Genomic DNA, 25,229 nt, shown 5'->3' with positions numbered 1-25,229 from the left:
TGTCCGTCCCGTTCCTGGTCATTCGGCCGCGGGCAGCGCGATCGTCAGCGCCTCGCTCCCGCGGATGTCCCCGAGGTTCGCGAGCCTCTCCTCGCCTGTCGAGAGATATTCGTCCGCCTCGGGGGCGAGCGCGATGTCGATGCCGTCCACCTCGAGCCCCAGAAGCCGCAGGGTCCCGGTCCGCCGCGGGCCGGACTGGCCGAGCAGGCCGATCGCGGCAAGCGCCACCAGCCCCTCGAGCGCCGGGGGCACGGGCCCGATCTCCATCCGCATCTCGCCCCTGCCGAGATCGGTGATCCGCGCCTCCGTGCCGGGGATCAGCGCCTCCGCCTGACCGGGAAGCAGTCCGGCGAGATGCAGCACGACGCGCTGCGCCCCGGCGAGCCCCTCCGCTCGCAGGACCAGCCGGCCCTCCGGCAGCGACCAGGGGTCGATATGGGCGGGCAGGAGCGCCTCGGCAAAGAGCCCGTCCACCCAAAGGTCGACAGTGCCCCGGGCCAGGGTGCCGTTCTCCTCTAGGCAGAGCTCTCCCAGCGTCGCGGGGTCCGCACCGGGGGTCAGGGCCTCCTCCGCCGCCTCTCCCGGCGCCTCGCCGTTGACGCGGAGGGTCCGCAGGACGAGGCCGGCGAAGGCGCCGGGATCGGCCTCGCCGAGGCTCCGTCCGAGCACGCGCACGAGTTCCAGATCGCCTTCGGGCAGGGGCGCCTCCGAGCGGATGGTGATCCGCAGCACCCGCGCCCCGTCGCGGAAGCTCAGCCGCGACTCGAGCGTCGCGCCGTCGGGCAGATCGTCGCCCCGTTCGACCGAGGTGAGGCTGACGCCCTCCGGCGGCAGCGACACCTCGAAGACCAGCTCAGTCACCCCGCCCGAGGACTGGAACGCGACCGGGATGCGGTAGCGGCAGAGGGCGGCGCCGTCGTCGTCGGACGGGAAGGGCGTGATCACCACCGGCGCGCTGTCCCCGCCTCCGAAGAGAACCGCGCCGCCCTGCCGCGTCAGCCCGAGCGGGCCGAAGGAGATGTCCTGAACGCCGCTTCCGCCGCCGCCCGAGAAGCCGCCGCCACCGCCACGGGTACGCGAGACCACCGGCTCTCCATCACCCGGGTCCGAACCCGCGCCGGGCGGCGGCGGCGGGTCGGGCTCTGCCGGCGATGGCCGGTCGGGCTCGGGCCGGTCCGGGGTCAGGGAGAGCAGGAACGTGCTTTCGTCGCTCAGCCCGTCGGGGTCGGTGACCATGAAGGTGATGAGGTGATTGCCGCTGCGGCCCGCGGTCTCCCCCAGAAGCCGCGGTGCGCCATCGGGTCCGGTCCCCAGCCGGACCCAGTCCGGCCCGTCGACCAGGGAATAGGTCAGCTCGTCCGCAGGCGTATCGGCATCCGTGGCCAGGACGGGAACGGCCAGCCGCGCGCCGCTGGTCAGCTGCATCGGCGCCATGTCCTGCAGCACCGGCGCCGCGAGGACGGTGACGGAGAACCTCTCGATATCCTGCCGTCCTCCCTCGTCCGTGACGCTGACAACCACGGGGAAGGTGCCCACCTCGCCGCTGCTGTCGCCGGTGATCGCCCCCGTCCGGCGGTCGATCCGGATCCAGTCCGGCGCGCTTTCGAGACCATAGCTGAGGCGGGAGGGAGGGCTGTCGTCGTCCGTAGCCCGGGCCTGCGTACCGAGCGCTGCGCCCGAGACGATCCGCTGATCGGGGATCGGCGCCAGCACCGGCGCGGCCTCGACGCGGATCTGCACGGTCAGGGTGGCGCTGTTGCCATCGGGGTCGGTCGCGCTCAGCACCACGGCGAAGCGGCCCGCATTGCCGCGGCTGTCGCCAGCAAGCCGCCCGGTGGCCGCGTCGTAGGAGACCCAGGACGGTCCCGAGACGAGGGTCACGGCCAGGTCGCGGACGGGCGTGTCGGCATCCGAGACCGGGATCGGCAGGGACAGCCCCGCGCCCTCCTGCAGGACCTGCGGCGGAACCGGGCCCAGAACCGGCGCCGCGAGAACCGTGACCGCAAAGGCGCCGCTGTCGACGTTCCCCTCGGGATCGGTCACCGAGACGGAGACCGTGGCGCTGCCGCTGCGCCCCGTGCTGTCCCCCGTGATCCGGCCGTCGGGCGCCACGGTGATCCAGCCCGGCCCGGCCTCCTTGCGGAAGGTCAGCTGGCCGGGCGGCGTATCGAGATCGGTCGCGCGCGCCGCGACGTCGAGGGGTGTGCCCGACATGAGCCTGACATCGGGCGGCAGCGTGAGCACAGGCGCATCCTCGATGTCGAAAAGGACCGTCAGCGTGCCGGAATTGCCCTCCGGATCCTCGATGCGCAGCCGTGCCTCTGCGGAGCCCACTCGCCCGGTGCTGTCCCCGGTCAGCCGCCCGGTCACCGGGTCATAGGAAAGCCAGCCCGGCCCCTCGGTCAGGGTGACCACGAGATCCGCATCGGGCGTGTCGGCGTCGGAGAAGGTGATCGGCAGATCCACCGGTTCACCTTCCAGAAGCCTCTGCGACGGCACCAGGTCGAACTCTGGCACGGCGCGCACGGTGACGGCAAAGCTCGCCTCGTCGCTGTTGCCCTCCGGGTCCGTCACGCGCACCGAGATGTCGGTCGCGGGTCCCGCCCGTCCCGTCGTGTCCCCGGTGACGAGGCCCCCGGGCGTGACGGTGACCCAGTTCGGCCCCCCCGTCTTGGTGAAGGTGAGGCCTGAGAGCGGCGTGTCCGCGTCCGCGGCCAGGAGCTGAACCGACAGGGGCGTTCCTTCGACCAGCACCTCGTCGGACGGGACGACGAGCACGGGTGCTGCCTCGACCGTCACCTCGAAGGTCAGGCTGTCGCTGTTGCCCTCCGGGTCCACGGCGCTCAGGGTCACTTCGGCGGTGCCGAGCCGGCCCGTCGTGTCGCCGGTCACCTCGCCGGTCGCGGGATTGTAGACGATCCACGCGGGCGCGCTGTCGAGTGTCACGACGAGCTGCGCGGCCGCAGTATCCGCGTCCGTGACCGTGATCGGCACGCTGAGCGGCTCTCCGGCCAGAAGCCGCAGCGGCGCCACGGGCGCGAAGGCCGGTTCTGCCAGCACCCGGACCTCGATGGTCGCGCTGTCGGTCTGCCCGCCCGGATCGGCGACCTCCACCTCGAGGCTGTAGCTGCCCGCACGGCCCTGGGTCGCGCCCGACACGGCGCCCGCTGACGACACGGTGATCCAGTCCGGGCCGGAGAGCTTTCTGAACACCAGCGTGGCGGGGTCGTCGTCGGCATCCGTCGCGGTCAGCGCGAGATCGACCGGCACGCCCTCGAGCACCACCACGGGCCCGGCGGGGCTCAGCTCCGGCGCCGCGGCGACGGTGATCCGGATCGTCGTGCTGCCCGTGTTGCCGTCGGCATCGGTGGCCGTGACCGTCACGTCCTGGGGGCCGGACAGACCCGCCGTCTGGCCGATCAGGCTGCCGCTCAGGGGATCATAGCCGATCCAGTCCTGTCCGGAGGTGACGGCAACGGAAATGTCACCGGGCGGCGTATCAGCATCCGTAACCACGATCGGGATCGTGATCTCGTCGCCCTCGTCCACGAGGAACGGACCGGCTGGGGCGACGACGGGCGCGGCCAGAACGGTGAGCGTGATCGTGACCGCGTCGGACAACCCGTCGGGGTCCGTCACCGACACGGTCAGGTCCACCCGCCCGGTCTGCCCGGTGCTGTCACCGGTCACGCGGCCCGTCACCGGGTCGACGGTGATCCAGTCGGGCCCTGCGTCCCTGGCGAAGACGAGATCCGCGGCAGGCGTGTCGGCATCGGTTGCCGTGGCCTGCGCCAGAAGCGGCTGACCTCCGAGAAGCGTCAGATCCGACAGGCCGGCGATGACGGGTGCGGCGGCGATCCTCAGGCTGAAGCTGCCGCTGTCGAGGCCCTGTTGCTGGCCGGCGACGGCGGTGAACCGGATGTCGTAGGTCCCCGCGCGCCCCGTCGTGTCGCCGCTGATCGTGCCGGTGACGGGGTCGATGCCGATCCACGGCGGCGTGCCCGCCGCGAGGGCGAAGGTCACGCCCGTCGCCGGCGCGCCGTCGAGGGTGGCGGTCAGGGTGACGCCGATCTCCTCGCCCTCGGCCACCACCCTGTCGGACACGTCGCCGATCACCAGCGCGCCCTCGACATCGACGCGGAAGCTCGTCTGGTCGGCCGCGCCCTGCGGGTCCTCGACGCGCACGGTGAACCGCTGCTCCCCGGGGAAGCCCGCCGACGCCCAGATGATGCGGCCGGTGATCGCGTCGATGGTCGCGCCGGGCGGCGCCTCGGTCAGGACATACCGAAGCGTCGTGTCATCGTCGTCGACGTCGCTGGCGGTCGCGGTGACGGAGAGGGCCTCGCCTTCGGCCAGCGTGGCGTCGGGGATCGGATCGAGAACCGGCGCGTCGTTCACCGGCGCGATGCGGAGTGTCACAACCGCCTCGTTCGACTGGTCGAGACCGTCCGTCGCCACATAGGTGAAGGTCACGTCGCCCGTCGCATCGGGCTCGGGCGTGTATTCCCAGCGTCCGTCCGGGAGGCGCACCAGCGTGCCCGTCAGCGGCTGGGTCAGGCTCGCCACGAAGAGGTTGTCGCCATCGGCATCGGTATCGTTGCCGAGGAAATCGACGATAGCGGGGGTGTCCTCCGTCACCGCCACCAGATCGTCGACGGCCACCGGCGCCGCGTTGGTCTGCGCGCCGAGCAGCCGCACCGTGTCCAGGGTGACGCGGCTGCCGAGTTCGCCCATCCCGATGAGATCGAAGCCGAGGTAGACCGCATCGGGACGGCTCGCGAGACCGGTCAGGTCCACGGTCACGATCAGCGTTCCGTCCGCCTGTTCGGCGATGGTCACCCCGTCGGAGGTGAAGCGGCTGCCGTCGCCCTGAATGTTGAGGAAGGCATCCGTCCCCGAAAGACCGCCCGGCGCGCCGAGCAGCGACACGCCGGTGCGGGCATCGAGAAGGGCGGCCTCGAAGGCGTCGGGCGGGCTGTCCTCGGGTGCGTCGAGGGCGATGCCCGACAGGGTGAACTGAAGGGCCACCGCCTCGGGCGGCAGGGCGAAGGTCTGGCTGACGCCCGACATCTCGGCGCTGCCCTCGGAGATCCGCGCCTCCGCGCCCGCGGTGGAAACGTCGCCCATGGCGTCCCACCGTCCGTCCGGATCGGTCAGCGGAATGTCGAAGCCGCCGTTGCCGAAGGCCTCCGGGTCGCCGGTCAGCAGCGGGATCGCCGGGCCGTTGCTGAACGGCGCGGGGCCGGTGGAGAAGCTCTTCGTCGCTGGCGCGGAGAGGCCGGTTCCCCCCGGCATGACGCCGTTTCCGTCGGGCGACTCCGGCCAGAGCTGGACGTCGGGCCCGGAGGGCAGCCGCCGCACGCCGGTCTCGAGAATCTCCGTCATCAGGTAGTCGCCCGAGGGCGAGGACACGAAGTCCTCCAGCCCCAGTGCATTGCCCATCTCGTGCAGAAGCACCGTCAGCAGGTCGTAGCGCCCCGCCGCCGGGCCGCTTTCGGCGCGGAAGATGTGCGCGGCGCCCGTGGCCTCGTATTCCGCCTGATCGCGCGGCGTGGCATCGACGAACCAGCCCATTCCGGCGCCGTCGTCGTCGACGGTGATCGTGCCGTTCTCCCAGGTGGCGAGAACCCCCTCCTCGAGGTCGTCCACAAGGATCTCCACGCCCGCGAGCCGCGTTCCCGCGAGCGGCAGCAGGTCGCTCTCGGCCCAGATCGCCGTCGCCGCCTCGCCCAGTGCGCGCGCCTGTTCGACGGTGATCGCCTCCGCCCCGGGACCGGTTTCCGCCGCGGTCTGGTTGCTGGCGCCGACGAGGCGGATGTCGTCGATGATCGCAAGCGCCGACAGACCGCCGAAGATGTCATCCAGCGTGTCGACGGTGAACAGCGCCATGTTCAGCAGATAGTCGCTCAGTTCCTGGGGCGGCTGGGCATCGGGCGGCTCGATATCCACCTGGGTGAGGGTCATGCTGCCGACGTTGCCCTTGAGGTCGTCGGGGATCTTCAGCCTCAGCTTCTCGGTGACGAGGATCTTCGGCCGGCCGTCCTCGAAACCGGCGCTGCCACTGAAGGTGAGCTGCGCGCTGGAGGTCTCGTAGATCCGACCGTCGAGCCCGCGGAACGAGGCCTGCATCTCGTAGCCGAGACCGAGGGCGAGGGGCACGAAGACGTCGACCTCGACGAAATCCTTGTCGGGCGGGAAGTACATCCTGTTGTGCGTGAGCGAGTCGAGCTTCGCCACGTCGTCGAGCGCGTCCTTCACGATGTCCTCGATGGACTGGTCGTAGCCCTCCATGCGGTAGTCGGGGAGGAAGATGCTCACCAGGTTCTTGATGAAGTTCCCGCCGCCCATGATCATCGCGTAATCGGTGGCGAAGAGATCGCCCGCGGGCGTCCCGGTCCGCGTGCCGTCGATCAGGGCGACCGCGCTTTTCACGAAGGCGTCGATGAACCAGTCCGCGAGGCCGCGGATCGCCGCGTCGCGCGGTGCACCCACAGGCAGCTTGGCGATGGCGGCGGGATCGCTGGGCGGCGGCCCGACAGGCAGCTTGTAGGTGGTCTTCAGATCAGTGAAGAGCTTGGTGAACTGGCTCCAGAGCAGGGCCCGCGTATCCAGGTTCGCGATATCCTTGGTAAGCCATGTCATCTGGATGTCGAAGGCATCTGCATTGATCGCGACCTCGCCCGTCCCCTTGTGGACGGCATAGGTCCGGCTCGTTCCGTCCGGCAGGAAATCCACCCGTTTCTCGAGACCCGGGTTCCCCTCGAAGAAGTTGTCGGTCGTCGTCGCCTTCGCGGCCTCCGCGTCGGTCTTGGCCTGCGCGATGGCGTCGGGGTCCGTCTCCTTTGCGATCTGGGCATCGAGCGCACGGATCAGCGTCGGCCGCAGCAGGAGACGCAGGACATCCGTCACCTCCTTGCCGATGGCCGTGTTCATGACGAAGAGGCCGGTGATGTCGACCGGCCCGGCCAGGAGAGGGATCACCTCGTCGAAGAGTCTGAGGGCGTAGGAGGTTCCTTCGTCCACCTGTACGTCATACGATCGGGGCGTCGTGGGCTTGCCGTCCTCGTCGACAATGTAGTTGACGGTTCCGCCGTGCATCGACCAGCCCGGCAGATCGTAGTGCAGCGGGAAACGTCCCATGTCCGCCGGAAGCTTCGGCACGTCGAAATCGGCGCCGAGCGATCGCAGGCGCGCCTTGAAGTCGTTCTTGACGTTCCCGACCTGGTAGTCGGACCGCCTTACGTCATCGCCGTCGCCGGTCTGGACGTTCGCAAGGTTGTCGACGAGCGCCTGCAGGAGCCATTTGAGGTAGTTCACGAAGGACATCTTCGTGCCCTGCTCGAAATCGCCGTTGAAGACGGTCGGATAGGCAGGTCCCGCGCCCGGACGCGGCTGCGGATCCCTGGAGCCGTCGACCGGCGGATTCGACTCCGCGGTGTTGTTGAAATTGACAGGGGTCCTGGGTCCTTGCGCCTGCGGACGATAAGGCATGCCGCCGCCGGTGGCGGAGAAATAGAAGCCCGAGCCCACCGCCTCGGTGATCGTGTACCCGTTGAGCCGGCCGCCGCCCCAGATCGTCCGCTCCCTCTGGGCGAAATCGAAATACTGGTTGTAGAAGCCCGGGTTGATCCCCTCGGTGCGGGCGAAGTCGGAGCTGACGCCGTACCAGGGCTGTTCGGTGTAATCCTCGTTGAAATACCGCGAGATATAGCCCCAGCCATTCACTCCGGTGAGGGAGCCCACCGTAACGCCCGCATCGCCCTTGTTGCGCCAGACCACCTCGTTGTTGAGGTCGAGCGCATCGAGATCGGCCGTCCCGAGATACCAGGTCGTCGTCCGTGAATGGGGACCGGCGAACATGTCCGAGTTGACGAAGCCCGGAACCCCCGCCGCGGTGAAGTTCAGCTCGAGGTCGGGCCGCCCGACCGTGGAGGGCCAGACCTCGCCGCTGTCCTTGCGCGTGATCAGGGAACGCCCGTTGGGGGTCGTGACGAAGGAATACTGCCGCGCCCAGCGTTCCCACGGCTGGTCCGTCGTCTCGTCCGCGCTGGTCTGGTAGTAGTTGTCGGCGAAATCGACATTCTCCCAGACGAAGACGTTGGGGTCCTTGAAATCGCCGTGCTGGATCGGCTCGAGCTGCAGGCCGACCAGACGGCCGAGCTTGGTCGCTGTCGCCAGAGCGCCTTCGGCCGCCTCGAGGCCCTTCGCGACGGAGGCAAGCCATGGAAAGGCGAAGGTGCCGAGCTGCGCCGCCGTCTTAGCGGCGGAGAGATAGTTCTTCAGCACGTCGACCAAGGGGACATCCAGTGTCGACTGCCCGAAATCGTGCGGATCGAGCGTCGTCATGTGGATGTCCGACTCGATGTCGGGGAAGTTGAGTCCGAGCCTCTGGATGATCTCGGAATTGACGACCGTGCCGCGGCTGTGGCCGATGAAATGCAGCGGGCTCTTGAAGACCTCGCCGCCCGCGAGCTTGTCGAGATGCACGAGCGAGGCGAAGATCGCGTCCGCCGCCGCCTCGGAGAAGCCCGAGTCGGAGATGTCGCTTTCGCGGTACCAGTCGCTGACCAGCGTGAGCGGGGTGCCTTGCGGGATGCTCGCGACATCCACCGAGCTGTCCCGCACGACGCGCTGGCCGATGGGCCTTTCGGTCTTGTACTCGTGCCAGAGGCCGGTCTGGCGGTTGTAGACGAGGATCAGCCCGCCGCCGCGGGCCATGTCGATGACCTCGGCGTAGCCCAGCCAGGCGCCGAGCCGCTCCTCGTCCATCGCCGTGTTGGCGTAGTCGGGCCGGGGGTCGAGCTGGAAGCCGTGGGTCAGCAGCGACACGGTGGAGAAGCGCGACGTCGTCGGCGCGGGCTTCGTGGTGAAGGCGGTGGAGCCCTTCGCCTTGATCCGGCCGGCCTCTCCCGTCACTCCCCAGTAGAAATTCTGCCCGCCGGTCAGCAGCCGCGCCAGCGCCGGGTCGAGCTTCAGACGCAGGATGCTTCTGGCGCTGTATTCCTCGTCCTCGGCCAGCGAGACGGCGCCGATCCGTGTGATCTTGCCGTCGAGCGCGACCCGGTATTCGTAGCCCGCCTCCAGCGGCGCGGTTCCGGACCGCCGGCTGTCGAGGATGCGCTGCGGGTTCGTATCGGGCGGTTCCTGTCCGATGCCCAGAAAGGACGTGATCGAATCCGCCGCGGAGGCCACGAGATCGGCGCGGGGCCGCTTCGGATCCGTGGGGAACAGCCCCTGTCCGGGCCGCTGGCTCGACAGGTAGAAATGTCCGGCCCAGGACGGCAGTTGCAGCGCGTCGAGATCCATGATCGCCTCGAGCACCACCTCGTCGGGCATGTCGCCATGGACCTGCAGTTCGCCCACGGGCGAGCGCAGGATCAGCCCCGTCGTCTGCTGCACCGAAAGCCCGGAGGCGAACCGACCCACGTCGATGGGATCGTTGTAGAGGTTGACGGAGGTGTCTTCGGTCCGGTCCTTGTTCCGGTCGATCGGGAATTCGCCGTTCTTGGGATTGTTGTAGGACGCGATCGCCCAGTTGCCGATGTTGATGCTGACCACGCTGCCGGACTGGCGGTAATTGGCGTACAGGACCTGGCCGTCCGGTGAGACCACCATCTCCCGGACCGCCTGCATCGGAATCGGGCTCGTGGTGCTCTCGAACTCGGGTCTGGCGGTATGGACTCCGAGGATGTTCTTTTCCTGCCAGGTTTCCGCATCGTATCCGAACGGGTTGCGGACAAGACCGATCTTGGTGCCCGTCGAATGGCGGATGTCGATCTGGTAGGCGAGTTCGCTGTTGTAATAGAAATAGGGCGAGACATTGTAATCGGCCACGAAGGCATAGCCGCCGTCCGGGGTCACCGCGACGGAGGAGGCGTTGCGGATATCGAGGTCGAAATACTGGCTCGACAGCTTGTCCCAGTAGGACAGGTCGAGAACGCCGAACGGGGTCGCCATGAAATCGGCGATATAGGTCGCCCCCACCGGCCCCGCGTTCCGTTCGAGCGGTCTCGCGCCCGTCGGACCGGTCTCGGGAATACGCTTCGTCGTGGCACGGTAGTTCGCGGGATCGGTGGAGGTCACGTCGATCCGGTAGAGCCCCTGCCGCAGGTCGCCGCGCGAGACGAAGACCAGTTTCGTCGGATCGTCGCTCGCCGCGATGTCGAAGGGCTCTATGCCGCCGTCGAGCCGCGCGATCTGCTGGAGATAATTGTTCGGCCCGCCCGGCAGACCCGTTTCCGTGCGGTCGTCGTCATCCACGTTGAAGACGTGGATCTTGCCCTCCTCGCCCCGGTTCCGGAGCCAGCCGCCCTCTCCGTACATGCCGGCATAGGGCACGGTGGCGTAAAGCAGCTTGCCCTCCCCGTCGAGCGCAAGGCCGGTGATCAGGCCACCCATCGACTCGACGTAGCCCTTGCCCATCGACAGAGTGATCGACGGCAGGTACCGCAGGTAGGTGGCGGAGCCCGGGCGCAGGTCGAGGATGTTGATCTCGCCCTTGCCCGACATGTAGAGGAAGCGCCCGTCCGGATCGAGAACCACCTCCATCTCGCGCGGGGTGTTCAGGTTCGGAAGCGGCACGATGTCGACCACGCCCGGCGTTTCCGGGTTCGCATCGAACTGCCGGAGAAGCAGCATGTCGACGATGGCGACCCCTTCGGTCGTCACCACATAGGCAGCCGACAGATCGGGCGCCATGACGGTGTCGAGGATGCGTCCCCTCAGCGGATTCTGACCGTTCACCAGCTTGATGAGCTCGGTGACGTCCTGGTCTCCGGTGAACCCGGCGGGCTGGAGGTTGAAGAGCTGAAGCTCCGCCTGGCCGGTGTCGTCCTCGCCGCCGACGATGCCGTAGCCCTTGGTGTTGCGTAGTTGGAACCCGAGGGACCGCTCGCCGGGCGCATCGGTGTTCCAGCCTCCGATGTCCCCCGGGAGCACCGTGGGTCCGGGACGCTCGAGGTAGATCGTCGCGCGGCTGATCAGGATGTCGTCGGGCAGCGGAACGTGGAGTTCGTCGACGTCGTCCTCGAACGAGGTGCCCGAGTAGCTGAAATTCGCCCCGGACACGAACCGCCGGTAATTGCCGTCCTCGAAGACCACACGCAGGTCGGAATAGTTCGAGCCGAAACCCGCGGGACCAAGGAAATTGCGGCCCGAGATGATGACATGGGGGCCGCCCTGGACCCCGGGCGAGCCGGTGAAATCGTCGTACTCCGTGCGGGTGATGACCGGCGCTCCCGGGTCGTCCGGCTGATCGGCGGTGTCGAAGATGTTGTCCCGGATCAGGATCCGGTCGGCGACCGGATTGACGGGGATCGTCTCGGTCACCCGCGTATAGCGACCGGCGTATTCCTTGTAGGCGGCGATCTCCTGCTCGGTGTCGTCGGGCAGGATGGTATAGAGCGTGTAGCCCACGACGCCCGCCGCGATCACGCCGCCGAGGATGGGGTTGTAGGCCGCCGCCACCGCCGCGACCCCCATCCCGACCCCGACGACTAGCGCGTTCCTTGCGAACTGGTCCGCGTTGAAGGCGACGGGGCGCATCTTCTTGGAGGCCTTGGCCACCAAGACGCTGCCCCGGTCCTCGGAGATGCCCGGGAAGGGCGGCGATGCCGTGCGGACCATGCCGTCCGCCCCGACGACGCCGCTGTCCACGACCGTCCACATCCGCCCGTATTCGCCCTGGGTGATGTCGGAATGGTCCATCTCGACGAAGAAGTAGACCTCGTCGCCGGGTTGGAGGCCGGTGCCGTCCACGGGCGCCGCCAGTTGCATGGGGCCGTCGAGCGTGCCGCCCGTGATCTCGTAGGAGAGTGCCGCCGCGAAGGTGAAATCGGGGGGCACGTCGAGCGGGATATCCGCCTCCGAGAGCTTGCTGACCGACACTTGGGACCCGTCGCTGAGCTGCCCCGCGCCGAAGGCCGCGACGATGCCGTCGCTGGTCCGGATCGCGCCGCCTGCCGAGCCGATTTCCGCGCTGTCGGCCTCTATGGGGGTCTGCACCGTGACCTCGATCGTGTCGGTGACATAGCCGTAGATCGCCGTCACCGTGGTCCGGCCCTCGGACACCGCCTCGATCAGGCCGTCGTCCGTGACAGTGATGATGCTCTCGTCGCCGACGATGTAGGTCGGCCCGTTCTCGAGGTCCGAGATCCGCTCTTCCCGGTCCCGGCCGAGCGTCACCACGATCTGCCGGGTGCCGCCCTCGGGCAGGATCGTGACCGCGTCGGGATAGGCGTCGATCCCCTCCAGATAGGCCGCGATCTTGAAGCCGGTGAAATCGTAGCCCACCCCCACTGCGGCCCCGGCGGCGATCCCCCCGCGCGACACCTTGAGGACGGAGGTTCCCACCTCCTTGGCCGTCAGGATGCCGTTGCGGGAGAGCGTCGCGACGTCGCCGTCCGACAGTTCCACATCGAGGTAGTCGAGCGGCAGGATCACGTCGGCCTGGTCGGCGAATTGGCCCACGACGATGACCTGACGCGCCCCGCCGGGCAGGTCGAAGACGTAGCTGGGCTCCAGGAAGCCGAGCGCCGTCAGCGGCGCGTCAGACACCTCCACCGTCAGCTCGAACGGCCCGGTCGAGGAAAAGCCGTCGTCCGCCGCGAGCGTGATCCGCGCCTCGCCGCTGAAGCCGTCGACCGGCGTCAGCTCCAGCCGGTCGCCGGCGGCCGTGAAACGGGCCGTCAGGTTCTCCGCCGACAGGATGCGGAAGAAGACCGGGTCGCCCTCGGGGTCCGTCACCACCGTTTCGAGGTCGAGGTAGACCGGCAGCTCCACATGGGTGAAGACCTCGGGAAGGGTCTCGGCCACCACCGGCGCCGCGTTCGGGGTGACGCCGAAATTGACGTTGAGAACGCCGCGGTCGTCGGTGTCCACCGCGCCGTCGCCGTCGATATCCCCGGATACGGGACCGAAGGCCAGGCTGTCCACTCCGTCCACGTCGCCGTCGGCGTCGAGATCGCCGCCCAGCGACACTTCCAGCGTTCCGCCCGTGGCGCTGGTGACGTCGAGCCGCTTCAGCCCCGCCTCCGCCACCGAGAAGAGCGCCACGGTCCGCCCGCCCGTCCGCTCCACCGACAGGAGCGCCCCGCCGCCGAGCGCGATTTCCGCGCCCGGATCGTTGATCTCGGCACGCAGGATGATCCGCCGGCCCGCGGCCCCGGCGAGCTCGCTTTCGCGAAGGACGAGGGTGTAGGTCGCGGCCGTCGCGGGCGAGGCGGGCACCGTGACGGGTGTTCCCGTGAAGCTCCGCAGCCCGCCGAGGTCCTGCAATACCGGCCGGGTGGTGACCGTCCCGCCATGGTCGATGGCCGTACCCGCGCCGCCGATCTCCGCCGCGAGTGTCAGCAGACGGCCGTCATAGCCGTAGCGCGCGCCGCTGCCATCCTCGAGCGCGCGCACCGAGGTCAGACGGCCCTCTGCGTCGTAGGTGTAGACCACGGCGCGCCCGTCCGGCGTCGTGACCCGGGCGATGCGTCCGCCCGGATCGCGCAGGAAGGACAGCGTTTCTCCGGTCTGCGCGGTGATCCCGCTCGACCCGACGAAGAGCCGCTGGCCGTCTTCGCGGATCTCGCGGATCTCGCCCCGGCTTCCCAGCACATAGGACCGGCCGTCGGGCGCGGTCAGAACGAAGGGCTGGCTGCCGCCGAGCGAAGGATCGCGCGGATTGTAGGCGCGCCCCTCGTCGGCGGTGTAGAACTTGCCCCCCGACCGTCGCAGGAAGGTCTCGGACGAGGTCAGCGACCATCCCTCAGCGCCCGGGTCCGCGCGCCAGTGCGGAACGTGGAAGGCGAGCGGTCCCACCTCCTCGAGCACGGGCGCGAAAGTGAAGCCGAGCCGCGTGCCGTCGGGCGCTGTGAGGTAGAGCCGCGCGCCCTGCCGGAGCGGCGCATAGACGCCCTGCGCCTCGCGGCCGGTCAGCGCCGCCTCCAGCACGAGGTCCGTGGTCAGCCCCGCCGACCAGAGGCCGAATGCCGCCTCCTGCTGCGCGAGGCTGTCGTAGCTGCGCACGAGATCGAACGTGAGCCCGCCGAGGTCGGCGGAGAGATCGGTCCGCGTCTCCACATGGCGTCCGGTCTTCACCGGCTCCAGGACCTCGATGTCCACCATCTCGCGCACCTGCCGCCCGCCGATGTCGGTGGCTGTCAGGCGCAGGCGATAGAGCCCGTTCAGCAGGCGCCCCGCGTCGAGCGTCGCCAGGACGCCGCTTGCCGGTCCCTCGCCGGAGGCGAGCCGCAGGATCACCCGCTGCCCGGTCTGGTCCAGAAGGTCGAGCTCCCAGGTGTCGAGATTGGCGTCCTCGATCACCCCCTCGATCGCCGCCTGCCCTCCCAGCCGGCCGAGGCCCAGCGTCGGGTCGAGCAGGATCACCGGCGCCGCCCGGTCCGCTGGATCGCGCACCTTGAGCGGCAGCTCCGCCTCCCCGGTGGCGCCGTCGGCATCGGTCGCCACGGCGCGCAGGGCGATCCTGCCCGGCGCATCGGGCGTCAGCCGCGCGCGGCCCCGGTCGTCGAGCGCGATCTCCTCCCCGTCCGCGAAGAGGCGGATCGCGGTGATGTCGGCAAGACTGTCGGCCACCACCTGCACCAGCACCTCCTGCCCGGGCAGGGCCGGGAAGCTGGGCGTCAGCTCGATCCGGACGTCGGGCGCCTGCGGCTCCAGCGTCGCGCGCATGACGATGGTCTGCCGCGCGGTCGCGTCGCCGTCCGAGGCGACGAAGCGGACGTAGTAGTCGCCCTCCTGTCCGGGCCCCGGCCGCCAGGTCACGACGCCCGTCGCCGCATCGAGCACCGCGCCATCGGGCAGGCCCTCGGCGGAGAAGGTGAGCGGCGTGCCGTCCGGATCGCTCGCCTCGAGGGTGAAGCTGCGCTCCTCCCCGATCAGGAACGCCCGGTCGGAGGCCTCGAGGACCGGCGGGCGGTTCACGTCGGCGATATCGACGATCACCTCGATCTCGTCGCTGAGGCCGCCCGGATCCTGCACTGCGAACCGCAGCGCATAGCGGCCGGTCTGGTCGTAGCCGGGCGTCCAGACGAACTCGCCCCGCGTCTCGGAGAAGGCCGCGCCCTCGGGCAGCACGGTCAGCGCCTGCAGCACCAGCGGATCGCCGTCCGGGTCGCCATAGGCGAGGGTGAATCGCAGCTCGGCCCGGTCGCGGCCGAGCTGGGTGATCATGGGCACGAAGACCGGCGCGCGGTTCGCGTCGGCGATCTCGATTTCCACCGTCTCGGTGCTGACCGCGGCGCCGTCCGTCGCGCCGATGACGATGCTGTAGGTCCCGGACTGGACGGCGGTCGGCGTCCAGCGCAGCGTCCCGTCGCGCGGATCGAACCGCGCACCCTGCGGCAGATCGCGGGCGAAATAGGTCAGCGCGTCGCCGTCCGCATCGGTCGCGGAGAAGGTGCGGACCAGCTCCTCGTTCTCCGTGCCGCGAACCACGCCCACCGGGTCCAGAACCGGCGCGGCGTTCACGGCACGGATCGAGACCTCGAATTCCAGCGTGGTCGAGGCGGGGGTCGTGGCGCCGCCGCCGCCCGTATCGGTGACGGTGATCGCAGCCGTATATCCACCGATATCCGCGGCGACAGGCGTCCAGGTCAGGTCCGCCCTTCCGTAAATCAGCGGATCGGCGGTCAGCACCGCGCCCTCCGGCAGACCCGCCAGGGCAAAGTCCAGTTCGTCCTGGTCGAGATCGCCGACCATCACGGGCACCGACAGCGCCTGCCCGACCACGCCCACCACCGGGCCGAGGTAGCCGAAGACCGGCGGCTCGTTCTCACTCTCGACCGTGACCACGAAGGTCCGGGAGGCGCCGCGGACATTGCCGTCCGCGCCGCCGTCGTCGAAGGCCACGAGACGCAGCACATGGTTGCCGCGGTCGCCCGCCCCCGGCGCGATGCGCAGCATGCCCGTCCCGTCGCCGTTGTCGGTGAGCGTGGCGAAGCCCGGCGCCGGCAAGCCGGGCTGTTCGGACATCAGCTGAAGCGTGACGGGATCGCCCTCGGGATCGACGGTGGCGACGGGGATTTCCAGCACCTCGCCACGCGCGAGGCTGACGTTGCCCAGCTCCGGCAGCGTCGGGCCGAGGTTCAGCGGCAGCACCTCCACCACCATCTCGGTCTCGGTGACGAGGGGCGTCCCGGTCTCGGCCCCGTCATCCGTGGCGCGGAAGCGGATCGTGTAGGTGCCCGCCTGGTCCGCTCCCGGCGTCCATTCCAGCGCCCAGGTCTCCGCGTCCCATGTCGCACCCTCGGGCAGGTCGCCCAGCACCTCGATCTCCACCGTCCGCTCGAGCTCCGGGTTCACGTCGATCGTGCCGTCGAGCCGCCGGACGCCCGGTTCGTAATGGGGGTTGTCTGGATCGCGGGCATAGGGCCGGACCACGAGGAACTGGCCCTCGTAGACCCGGAACCCGTCGAGATTGTCGAAGACCGGCGCGCCGTTGCCGGGCAGGACCTCCAGCACCATGGGCTGGAAGGCCGTGCCGTCGCGGTCGGACACCGAGAACAGGATCTCGTAGCGTCCCGACTGGGTGTAGTCCGGCGTCCAGTCGAATTCGCCCGTCAGCGCGTCGAGGCGCGCGCCGAAGGGCAACGATCCGTCGAGCGTGCCGAAGGTGATCGGGGTGCCCGGTTCGAAATCCGCACCGAGATTGAACCGGATGCGGTCCCCCTCCGCCGCCGTCAGGTTGCGGCTCGGGATGGTGAGGGAGATCGGCCGGTTCGCCTCGGCCACCCGGATGGTCACGCGGGCGGAGGACTGTGCCGCGCCGTCGGTGGCGCGGATCACGAGGTCATAGGTCCCCGCCTGCTCGTAGCCCGGCGCCCAGCCGAAGCGGCGCAGACCGGGATCGAACACCGCCCCCGGGGGCAGGCCGTCCACCCAGAGCGACACATCGTCGAGATCGGGATCGGCGACGAGCACGTCGAACTCGACCGCGCCGCCCTCGCGGGTCTCGATCACCTGGGGCAGGCCCAGGAACTCCGGCGCACGGTTGCCGCCCTCCACCTCCAGGACGAACCGCTGCAGCGCGACCGCGCCGCGGCTGTCGAAGGCCTGCACCGTGACCGGCACCTCCTCGGGTGTCTCCGCCCCCGGTGTCCAGCTCAGCGCGCCGGTGGCTGCGTCCACCACCATGCCCCGGGGCCCGCTGAGGAGCGTGTAGACCACCTGCTGGCCCTCGGGATCCTCGGCCTTCAGAGTGGTCAGGAGCGGCGTGCCCACACGCGCCGCGGCGGGCGGGAGCGAGGTGAAGACTGGCGCGGCATTGGGCTCGGTCGCCGCGACGACGCTGAGGGCGAACTGAACGCGCTGACGGTCCGGCGTCGCGATCCCCACGGTCACGCCCAGCGTCGTCTCGCCCGGTTCGAGCCGCCCGCCGGGCGGCAGCGCGCCGGTAAGGTCGATCAGCCAGAGCCCGTCGTCCGTCTGCCCGTCCGAGGCGACGGGCACCCCGTCATAGCCCCGCTGCGGATCGAGCGTCAGCAGCGCCGGCAGGACCACCGCCGATTCCGAACGGTTGGTGATCTCCACCTCGTAGCTGACAATGCCTGTCGTGCGGTCGTAGCGCGTGCGGGCGAAGTCGATTCCGAGGATCGCCGAAAGGTCCTCCAGCCCCTCGAACCGGGTGGTGAAATCCGCGCCCATCCTCAGGCCGAAGAGCGAGGTGACATCGCCCGACACGGTCAGGCTGTAGTCGTCCGTCACGAGCCGCGGCAGGGTCAGCAGCACGGTTCGCGTCGTCGGGTCGTAGAGCACGGACTGCACCGTGACCTCGCCGGTCAAGGCGCCGGTCAGCGTGTAATTCTCGGGGTTGAGGACCGAGGCGGCGCTCCCGGGGTCGCCTGCGAACATGTCCTGGTCGAACTGCACCGTCAGCACCGGCAGGGGCAGCGGTACGCGCGACTCCGGCGGCGGGTTCGTGGCGACGACGGCGGGCGCATAGGCGGGGGCGATCACGTCGACCTGGCCCGACTGGCTGACGAGGATGCGCCCGTCCGATAGCCCCAGCACCTCGTCGCCGCGCGTGCCGCCGCGGGCGATGTCGATACGCCGCAGCGTGGCCTGGTCGACCATGGTCAGCACCGAGCCCGCCGCCACCTCGCCGGTCCCGGAGATCGCGCCGCTGGTGTGGCTGACGAATAGAAGATCGGCGGTATCCGTTCCGGGCCGCCCGAAATCGAGGCTGTCGATCGGCGCCGTGAACTCCAGCATCAGCTCGCCGCGCTGGCGGTCGGTGAACCGGATGACCTGGGACCGGTCGGGCCAGGTGACGGCCCAGAGATCGCCGTAGGCGTCGAAAGCCAGCGAACTCACGCGCAGGTTCTCGTCGCGGCTCCACTGGCGGAACTCCCCGGTTTCAGGATCGAATTCCAGCACGCCCGACCGCGCGCCGACATAGATCAGCCCCGTGCCCTCGTCGATGGCCAGACCCATGGCGATGCCGGTGCCGAAGCTCTCGCGGATCTCCCCCGACAGCGGATCGAGCTGCACCAGCGCGCCGCCGCCCGTGGTGGCCCAGATCCGGCCCAGCGCATCCTCCTCCAGGTTGAAGACCGGCACGTCCAGCGTGGTCAGAAGCGTGTCCGCCCCCGCGGATCCGCCATTGGCGTCGAAGACCCAGATCGAACCCCGGTTGGCCCCGCCCGAGACCCAGATCTCCCCGTCCGCCCGCTCCATCAGCGCCATCGGCGCGATGCCCGCGCCGGAGGCGGGCACGTCCGTCACGAAGGACTGTCCGATGAAGGGGCTGAGGACGGAGGTGAACTCCGGCAGCTTCGTCAGCGGATCGGCAGAGGGCACGCCCGCCTCGGCGGCGGCGAAGATGACACTCGGGCTCGGGGTTTCCACCACGGGCGGCGGCGCGCCGAAATTGGGCGGCGTCGTCCCCTGGACGGTGGCCGGCCCGCCGAGGTTGACCGCCTCGCCGTCGCCCGAGACCGCGCTGCCGTCGCTCGGCACCTCGCGGTTGCCCGCGATGTCGGTGGCGAGCGCAAGGAACTCGTAGCTGCGCCCCGCCTCACCCTCGAAGACCAGGGTTCCGGCCGCCTGTTCGAGGCGCCGTTCCCAGACGCGGAAGTCGCCGCCGTCCACCGCCACCCAGATCGTCACATGGCGCACGCCCGACCCGCCGCGGTCGTCTGCAGCGCCCCAGGAGACCTCGTAATTGTCCGTGCCCGCGACGCGGGTCACGACGAGTTCGGTCTCCGGCGCCGCGCCGTCGATCTCCTGGATGATCTCCTGGGTCTGCTCGGGCGCAGCCGTGTCGAAGAGCACCCGCGCCTGCGCCGCGATCCGGGTGCCGGTCGCGACGTCCTCGCCGGGCCGCACGGTGTAGCTCACGAAACCCGCCCCGCGTCCGAGGCTCGTGTTCGGCGGCAGGAGACCCCGCGTGGTGCTCTGGATCAGTTCGCCAGTCAGCGGGTCGACCGCCTCGATGACCCAGCGCGCGCTCGCCGGGTCCTGGAACAGGTCCACGCCCGCGCTCACCCGCAGGACGAAGCCGTTCGTGGCGGTGAAGTCGATCTCGTCCTGATAGAACCAGCGGCCGTCCGGCACGTCGATGGTGATGTCGCCGATCCGGATGTCGCCCAGTTCGAAGGTCCGGGGATCGAGGTCCCGGTCGAGTTGCGTGACGATCTCGATCCGGTTCGCCCAGGTATCGCTCTCGCCGTCGTTCTCGAACCTGATCGTGTAGGGCAGCGCCTCTGTCGCGGGGAGCCAGCCGCCGGTGTCGAATGTCTGCGGCCCGACGATGGAGGCAAGCCTCTGCACCGTGGCGGGAGAGGAGAAATACTCCGAGAAATCGAGCGTCTCGAACCCGGTCCCGTCCACGCCGCCGACGGAACTCTGGAAATCGACGGGCAGCGCGGCACCCCGCGCCTCGAAGGGCACCCAGGGGTGATAGAGTCGCACCGCCTGGAAATGGGTCCGGTTGGTCAGACCGAGATCGTAGTCCTCGAAGGCGGGGAGCGCGGGGATCGGGATTTCGCCGGACCTGGTTCTGCTCGAGCGCGGGTCCATGAAGTCGATCTTCGCCATCTTCGACGGATCGTGTCCGTAGAGCGCCCGCACCTCCTCGAAGAACCCCAGGATATCGCCGTCCGACCGGATGTCGGCGCCCGCGGGACCGAACAGGATGCCCGAGGCCAGAACCGCCATCAGCGACACGATTTCCTGGCGTTCCCGGATCGGCGGAACGTCCGCCTCGTCGCGCAGGAGGCCCGCCTGCTCCAGCCCCGCGAGATAGAGGTCCACCCAGCGCTGCGCGCTGCCGGTGAGCGCGATCAGCGCGGGCGGCGGGTCGTCGGAGGCGAGGATCGCGTCGCGCAGTTGCAGCGCCTCCTCGGTCTGGAAGGCCACGAATTCCGCGCGCGTCATCGAGGTGGCCGAGGCCACGATATGGCTGCGGAACGGGATGAAGGGGATCTCGTCCTCACCCGGTTTCGCAGCGTTCCGGTTGTACAGATCCTCGAAAGGCAGCGTCGACAACGCGGCGGCCAGCGCCGGCTGGGTCTCCGCCGTCTGCTCCACCACCGCCTCGAACCAGTCGCCGATCGCGCCCTCGCCGCCCTCGGCGAGGATCTGGTCGAGATCGGGATAGACATTCGCCATCCTGGTGCGGAAGGCGTCGAAGGCCTGGGCGTTCATCTCCGCAAGGCCCGGATAGACCTCGAGATTGAAGGTGAAGCCGGCAAAGCCGTCCGCGGGCACGTCATAGGCGAAGCCCCGGGTCGTCAGCTGGCCATCGGTGTTGGTGATCCCGTCGAGCCCGGCCCAGAGGGTATCCGCGTTCGGCGTGCCCGCCGCGCCGTCCGGCGTGCCGCGGATATTGGTGTAGAAATTGAGGAACGGCAGGCCGTAGACATATTCGTTGAGGAACAGCTCCGGAACGCCCAGCTCGAAATAGGTATAGGGCGCGTCGAGGTTCTGCTGGTTCTCGAGCGCGACGGAGAAGGTCTCCATCTCCCCCGGCAGGATCACGCGGTTGCCGCCCACGCCGATGGTCACGTCGCCCTCGACCGCCCGTTCCACGAGGTAGCGGTAGGGCAGCACCGCCCGCTCGCCGCTCGGGTTGGTGACCTGAAGGTCGTAAAGGCCGAGCGGCGCGCCGCTCAGATCGAACGTGGCAATGATCTCGGTCGAATCGACAACCCGCCAATCCACCGGCGCGAATTCCGCGATGCCGGGCCGCACGAGTTTCACTGTGGCGTTGTCGGCGAACTGCGCTCCGGTGATCCGGGTGGTGACATAGCGCGAGTTTCCGCCCCGGTCGGATCTGACGTCGATCACCGCCAGCGGCAGAAGCTCCGCCAGGATCGTGACGTCGGTGCCCTCCGCCGGGCCCGAGAAGTTCCGCACCGAGACGTAATAGACCCCCGGTTCTGTCGACGGCACGAAGGCCACCATATCGCTCGAAAGCGGCCCCTCGTAGGTTGCGTCGAAGGCAGAGGGCGTGGGCAGGGCGTCATGCCGGACGAAGATCTCGTTGGAGGCCGTCTTCTCCGACGACACCGCGGTGATCCGCAGCGTCTCGTCCGGCGGCACCACGATCCGGAACAGCCTCTGGCCGCCCTGCCCCAACGGCACGGTCGTGGGCGTGTTGAGCTGAAGCTCCGGCACGAACACGTCGAGCGCATCGGCGGAGGCCGTGGTGTTGTTGGCCTCGCCCGTGTCCTCGTGGAGCTGGTTGAAGATGTCGGTGCGCACGATCACGCGGTAGCCGCCCGGCGTCGCGGCGGGCATCGTGGTGACCAGCTCCAGCGTGTAGCTCTCGCCGGGCGCCAGATCGCCGCCGGCGTATTGTACCCGCCCGATCGGCCGGTTGCCGATGTCCCAGGTGGCGTCGGACGACAGGAACACGCTGTCGGACCAGCGCCCGCTCGCCACGACTTCGCTGGTGTTCTCCACGGTCCAGCGGATCGTGATCTCCTCGCCGGCATCGGCCCGCGCCGGCAGGTCGATGGAGGTCACCTGGATGTCCGAGGGCGGCGGCAGGTCGATCAGCAGCGGGATGTCGGTGCCGCGCGCGTTGTTGGTCTCGTTGTCGCCCTCGAAAACGTCGCCCTTGAGGTCGTAGCGCGCCGGATCGGTGACGACGAAGACGTAGTAGGCCTCCGTCGGCATGTCGTTGGGCACCGAGAAGAGCCGGGTGACGTCGTAGCTCTCGCCCGCGCCAAGGCCTCCGTCGCGGCGGATCTCGCCGAGGAACCTGTCGGAGCGGGTGTCGAGATAGGCGTCGCGGCTGAGGTAGACGAGATCGCTCCAGCGGCTCTGCTGCACGGGCACCGCACCGCCGTCGTTGACCACGGTGTAGGACACTTCGAACTGCTGGCCCCGCACCACCCGCTCGGGCGCGGTGAGCGCGCTCACGCGCAGGTCGGGCGGCAGGTAGGGACCGACGCTGATCGGCGCCGCGGCCTCGTTGTTGCCCTCGCCCTGGAACTCCCGCACCGCGCCGCCGGCCAGCCCGCCGAGCCCGCGCAACCGGTCGGAGATGCTCGACGGCTCCAGTCCGCTTTCGCGCAGCGAACTGTCGGCCGCGGCGATGACGTGGAACGCGCCCTCGATCTCGAAGGGCAGCGTGACCGTGACCGTGGCGACATAGCTCTCGCCGGGCGCAAGCCGCCCCTCGCGCCGGAACTCCGCCTCGATCTCCCGGTCGCCCTCGAGCCGGCGCAGCTGGTAGTCGCCCTCGTCCAGAGAGGGATCGAGCGACAGGTAGACCCGGTCCGTCCAGGCCTCCTCCCGCGTCGCCCGCGTGCCCACGTTCGTCACCTCGAACGTTATGTCGAAGGTCTCGCCCGCCGTGGCGTCCGGCGTCACCTCGAGCAGGCTGACCTGCAGATCGGGTTCGGAGTAGGTGATGTCGAACTGGGCGGTGCGCTGCGAGCCCGTCGGCGCCTCGAACGCGGTTCCGGACCTGTAGGGGGAGCTCCCGGCGTCGGCGAGACCGGTGCGGATGGGCCAGGTCCGGTTGTCGCCGACCGGGTTTCGGGTGTTGGTGAAGACGTGGACATAGTATGTGCCCTCGAGGCCCGGGGGCAGCGTTCCGGTTACCGTGCGGGTGTAGCTGTCCCCGGGTTCGAACGGTTCGGTATTGGCGATGGTCATCAGCCGCAGCTGCGTGGCGCGAGCGCGGATGAACTCGGGATCGGGCGAGATCCAGACCGTATCGTGCCAGTAGTCCGTCCCGGACCACACCGCCGCCTCGCCACGGTTCTCGACCGTGTAGGTGAACGACACGTCCTCGCCCGAGAAGCTTTCCGCCGGGGTGGTCACCTCGGTCACCTGAAGGTCCGGGACGAGCGAGCGGACCTGAGCCGCGGCCACGTCCGTGTTGTCGAGCGTATCCGCATCGCCGGACATCTGGACCGTGCCTATGACGTAGTTCGTGTCGATCCCCGGCGCGAGCACCAGGCTCCGTGTGAGGGTCACCGAGGCCCCGGGCGCAAGGGTGGGGCCGGTTGTCGCGTTGATCGTCCAGATCTCCCCGCCGCCCGCGAGGGACGGAAACTCGGTCAGCCGGAAATTCGTGCTGTAGCCGCTCGCCGGCCCGGTACCTGAATTGGCGATGGTATAGACGATCTCGAACGTGTCCGCGGACCCGTCGCCGATCACGACGGAAGGCGTCACGGAGTCGATGGTCAGCGAGAGGTCCGGCGAGACGACAGGGGCGGGAAGACCGATGATGTCGATGCCTGCGTCCGCGGCGCCCGTACCGCCGCCCGCCCTGTAGTTGTTGGAATTGAACTCCGACGGATCGTCCGGGTTCTCGTTCACCGCGAGCGGGTCTTCCAGCAGCGTTGCGAAGGGATCGACCCAGGGCGTGAGGTAGTATTTGCCCGATGTCAGGCCCTCGGGCAGCCGCACCGTCACCGTCCGGTCGTAGCCCGCGTCCACGTCCAGAACGCCGCCGGCATAGGCCACCGTCTGCAGCAGGATGTCGCCCTGACCCGCGTTGGGGCGGTTCCTGTCCCGCGTGAGCCAGATCTGTTCGGCCCAGACGCCGCGGTCGGTCTCTCCCGCACCGCGGTTGGTGACCGTGTAGCTGACTGTCACCTCGTTCCCGCCGAAGGCCTGCCCTGGGCTGCGCACATTGTCGACGACGAGATCGGCAAAGGGGATCGGCTCGACATAGAGCTCGTGGATGCGGGTGTTGTTCTGGTCGTTGGGATGCTCGTCCACCGCGTTGCCGCTGTCCGTCCGCACCAGCAGGAACATGTCTCCCCGGAACCGCTTGGGCACCTGGAAGGGCACCTCGACGCTGGCGTACTGCTCGCCCGGGCCCAGCGCGGCGATATTGGAGAAGGACCCGAGGAAGATGTCGTCCGAGGTGATCTTGTCGTCCAGCGACAGGTAGACGGAATCGGTCCAGGTCGGCGTGTCGGTCGCCACGGGGCCCTGGTTGATGACCGTCCATTGCAGCGCCCCGGTGCCGCCGGCGGTCACCATGTCCGGAGCCGTGATTCCGAAGACCTGGAGATCGGGGCGGGGCAGCAGGCTGACCGACAGCTGCGTCGCGGTGGCGTCCTCGTTGTCGTCCTCGGCCAGGTGCTCGTAGACGTCGTCCGCGAAATCCGTGATCACCACCAGCCTGAACACGTCGGAGATCTTCTCGGGCAGGACGATCTGCTCCTGACGCGTGTAGCTCTGCCCGGCCTGGAGCGGCCCGGTGTAGGTATAGCTGCCGACGGTGATGTCGCGGCGCACGCCGTCCGTGGCGCGCAGCACCAGCCGGTCGGTCCAGCGTCCCTCCGCCGGCCCCGCCCCGGTGTTGGCGACGGTCCAGGTCACGTCGATGGCCGTGCCCTCGGCCGCCTCGGTCGGCGCGGTGACCTGGCTCACCACAAGGTTCGGCGAGGGGGTCAGCGTGACGGCGACCGCGTCCGACACCGCCGAGTTGCCCTCGTCGCCGTAGATGAACTCGAACGGCCCGCCGGTCTCCACGGTGAAATAGGCCGGACCCTCCCAGCCGTCGGGGACCCGCACGCTCGCCTCGCGCACATAGTTTCCGCCCGGCGCGAGGAAGCCCAGCCGGTCGATGCCCGCGAGCAGCACCCGTCCCGCGCCCGAGGGATCCGCGGAGATGAAGACCCGGTCCGTCCAGCGTGCGGTGCTGGTCTGGCCGTTGCCTTGGTTCTCCACCTCCCAGGACAGCGCCATCTGCCGGCCCGACTGCGCGCCCGCTGGCACCGTCACCTCGGTGATGACGAGATCGGCATAGG

The 25,229-nt window shown here is 69.3% G+C and carries 1 protein-coding gene (cut by a window edge); it reads right to left on the bottom strand.

Features of this window, described 5'->3' with window-relative positions:
• Positions 1–18 precede the first annotated feature (18 nt).
• Positions 19–25,229 carry the 3' portion of a putative Ig domain-containing protein gene (locus tag EAT49_RS14535; RefSeq protein WP_185020769.1) on the bottom strand. Its footprint extends 13,369 nt past the window's final position, so only the last 25,211 of its 38,580 coding nucleotides appear in the window; its start codon lies off the right edge, out of view — the gene reads right to left on this strand; the stop codon is at positions 19–21.

Origin of the sequence: Histidinibacterium lentulum, assembly GCF_003789055.1 — a bacterium.
GTDB classification, from domain to species: domain Bacteria; phylum Pseudomonadota; class Alphaproteobacteria; order Rhodobacterales; family Rhodobacteraceae; genus Oceanicola; species Oceanicola lentulus.
This window is presented reverse-complemented; position numbering and strand designations above follow the sequence as displayed.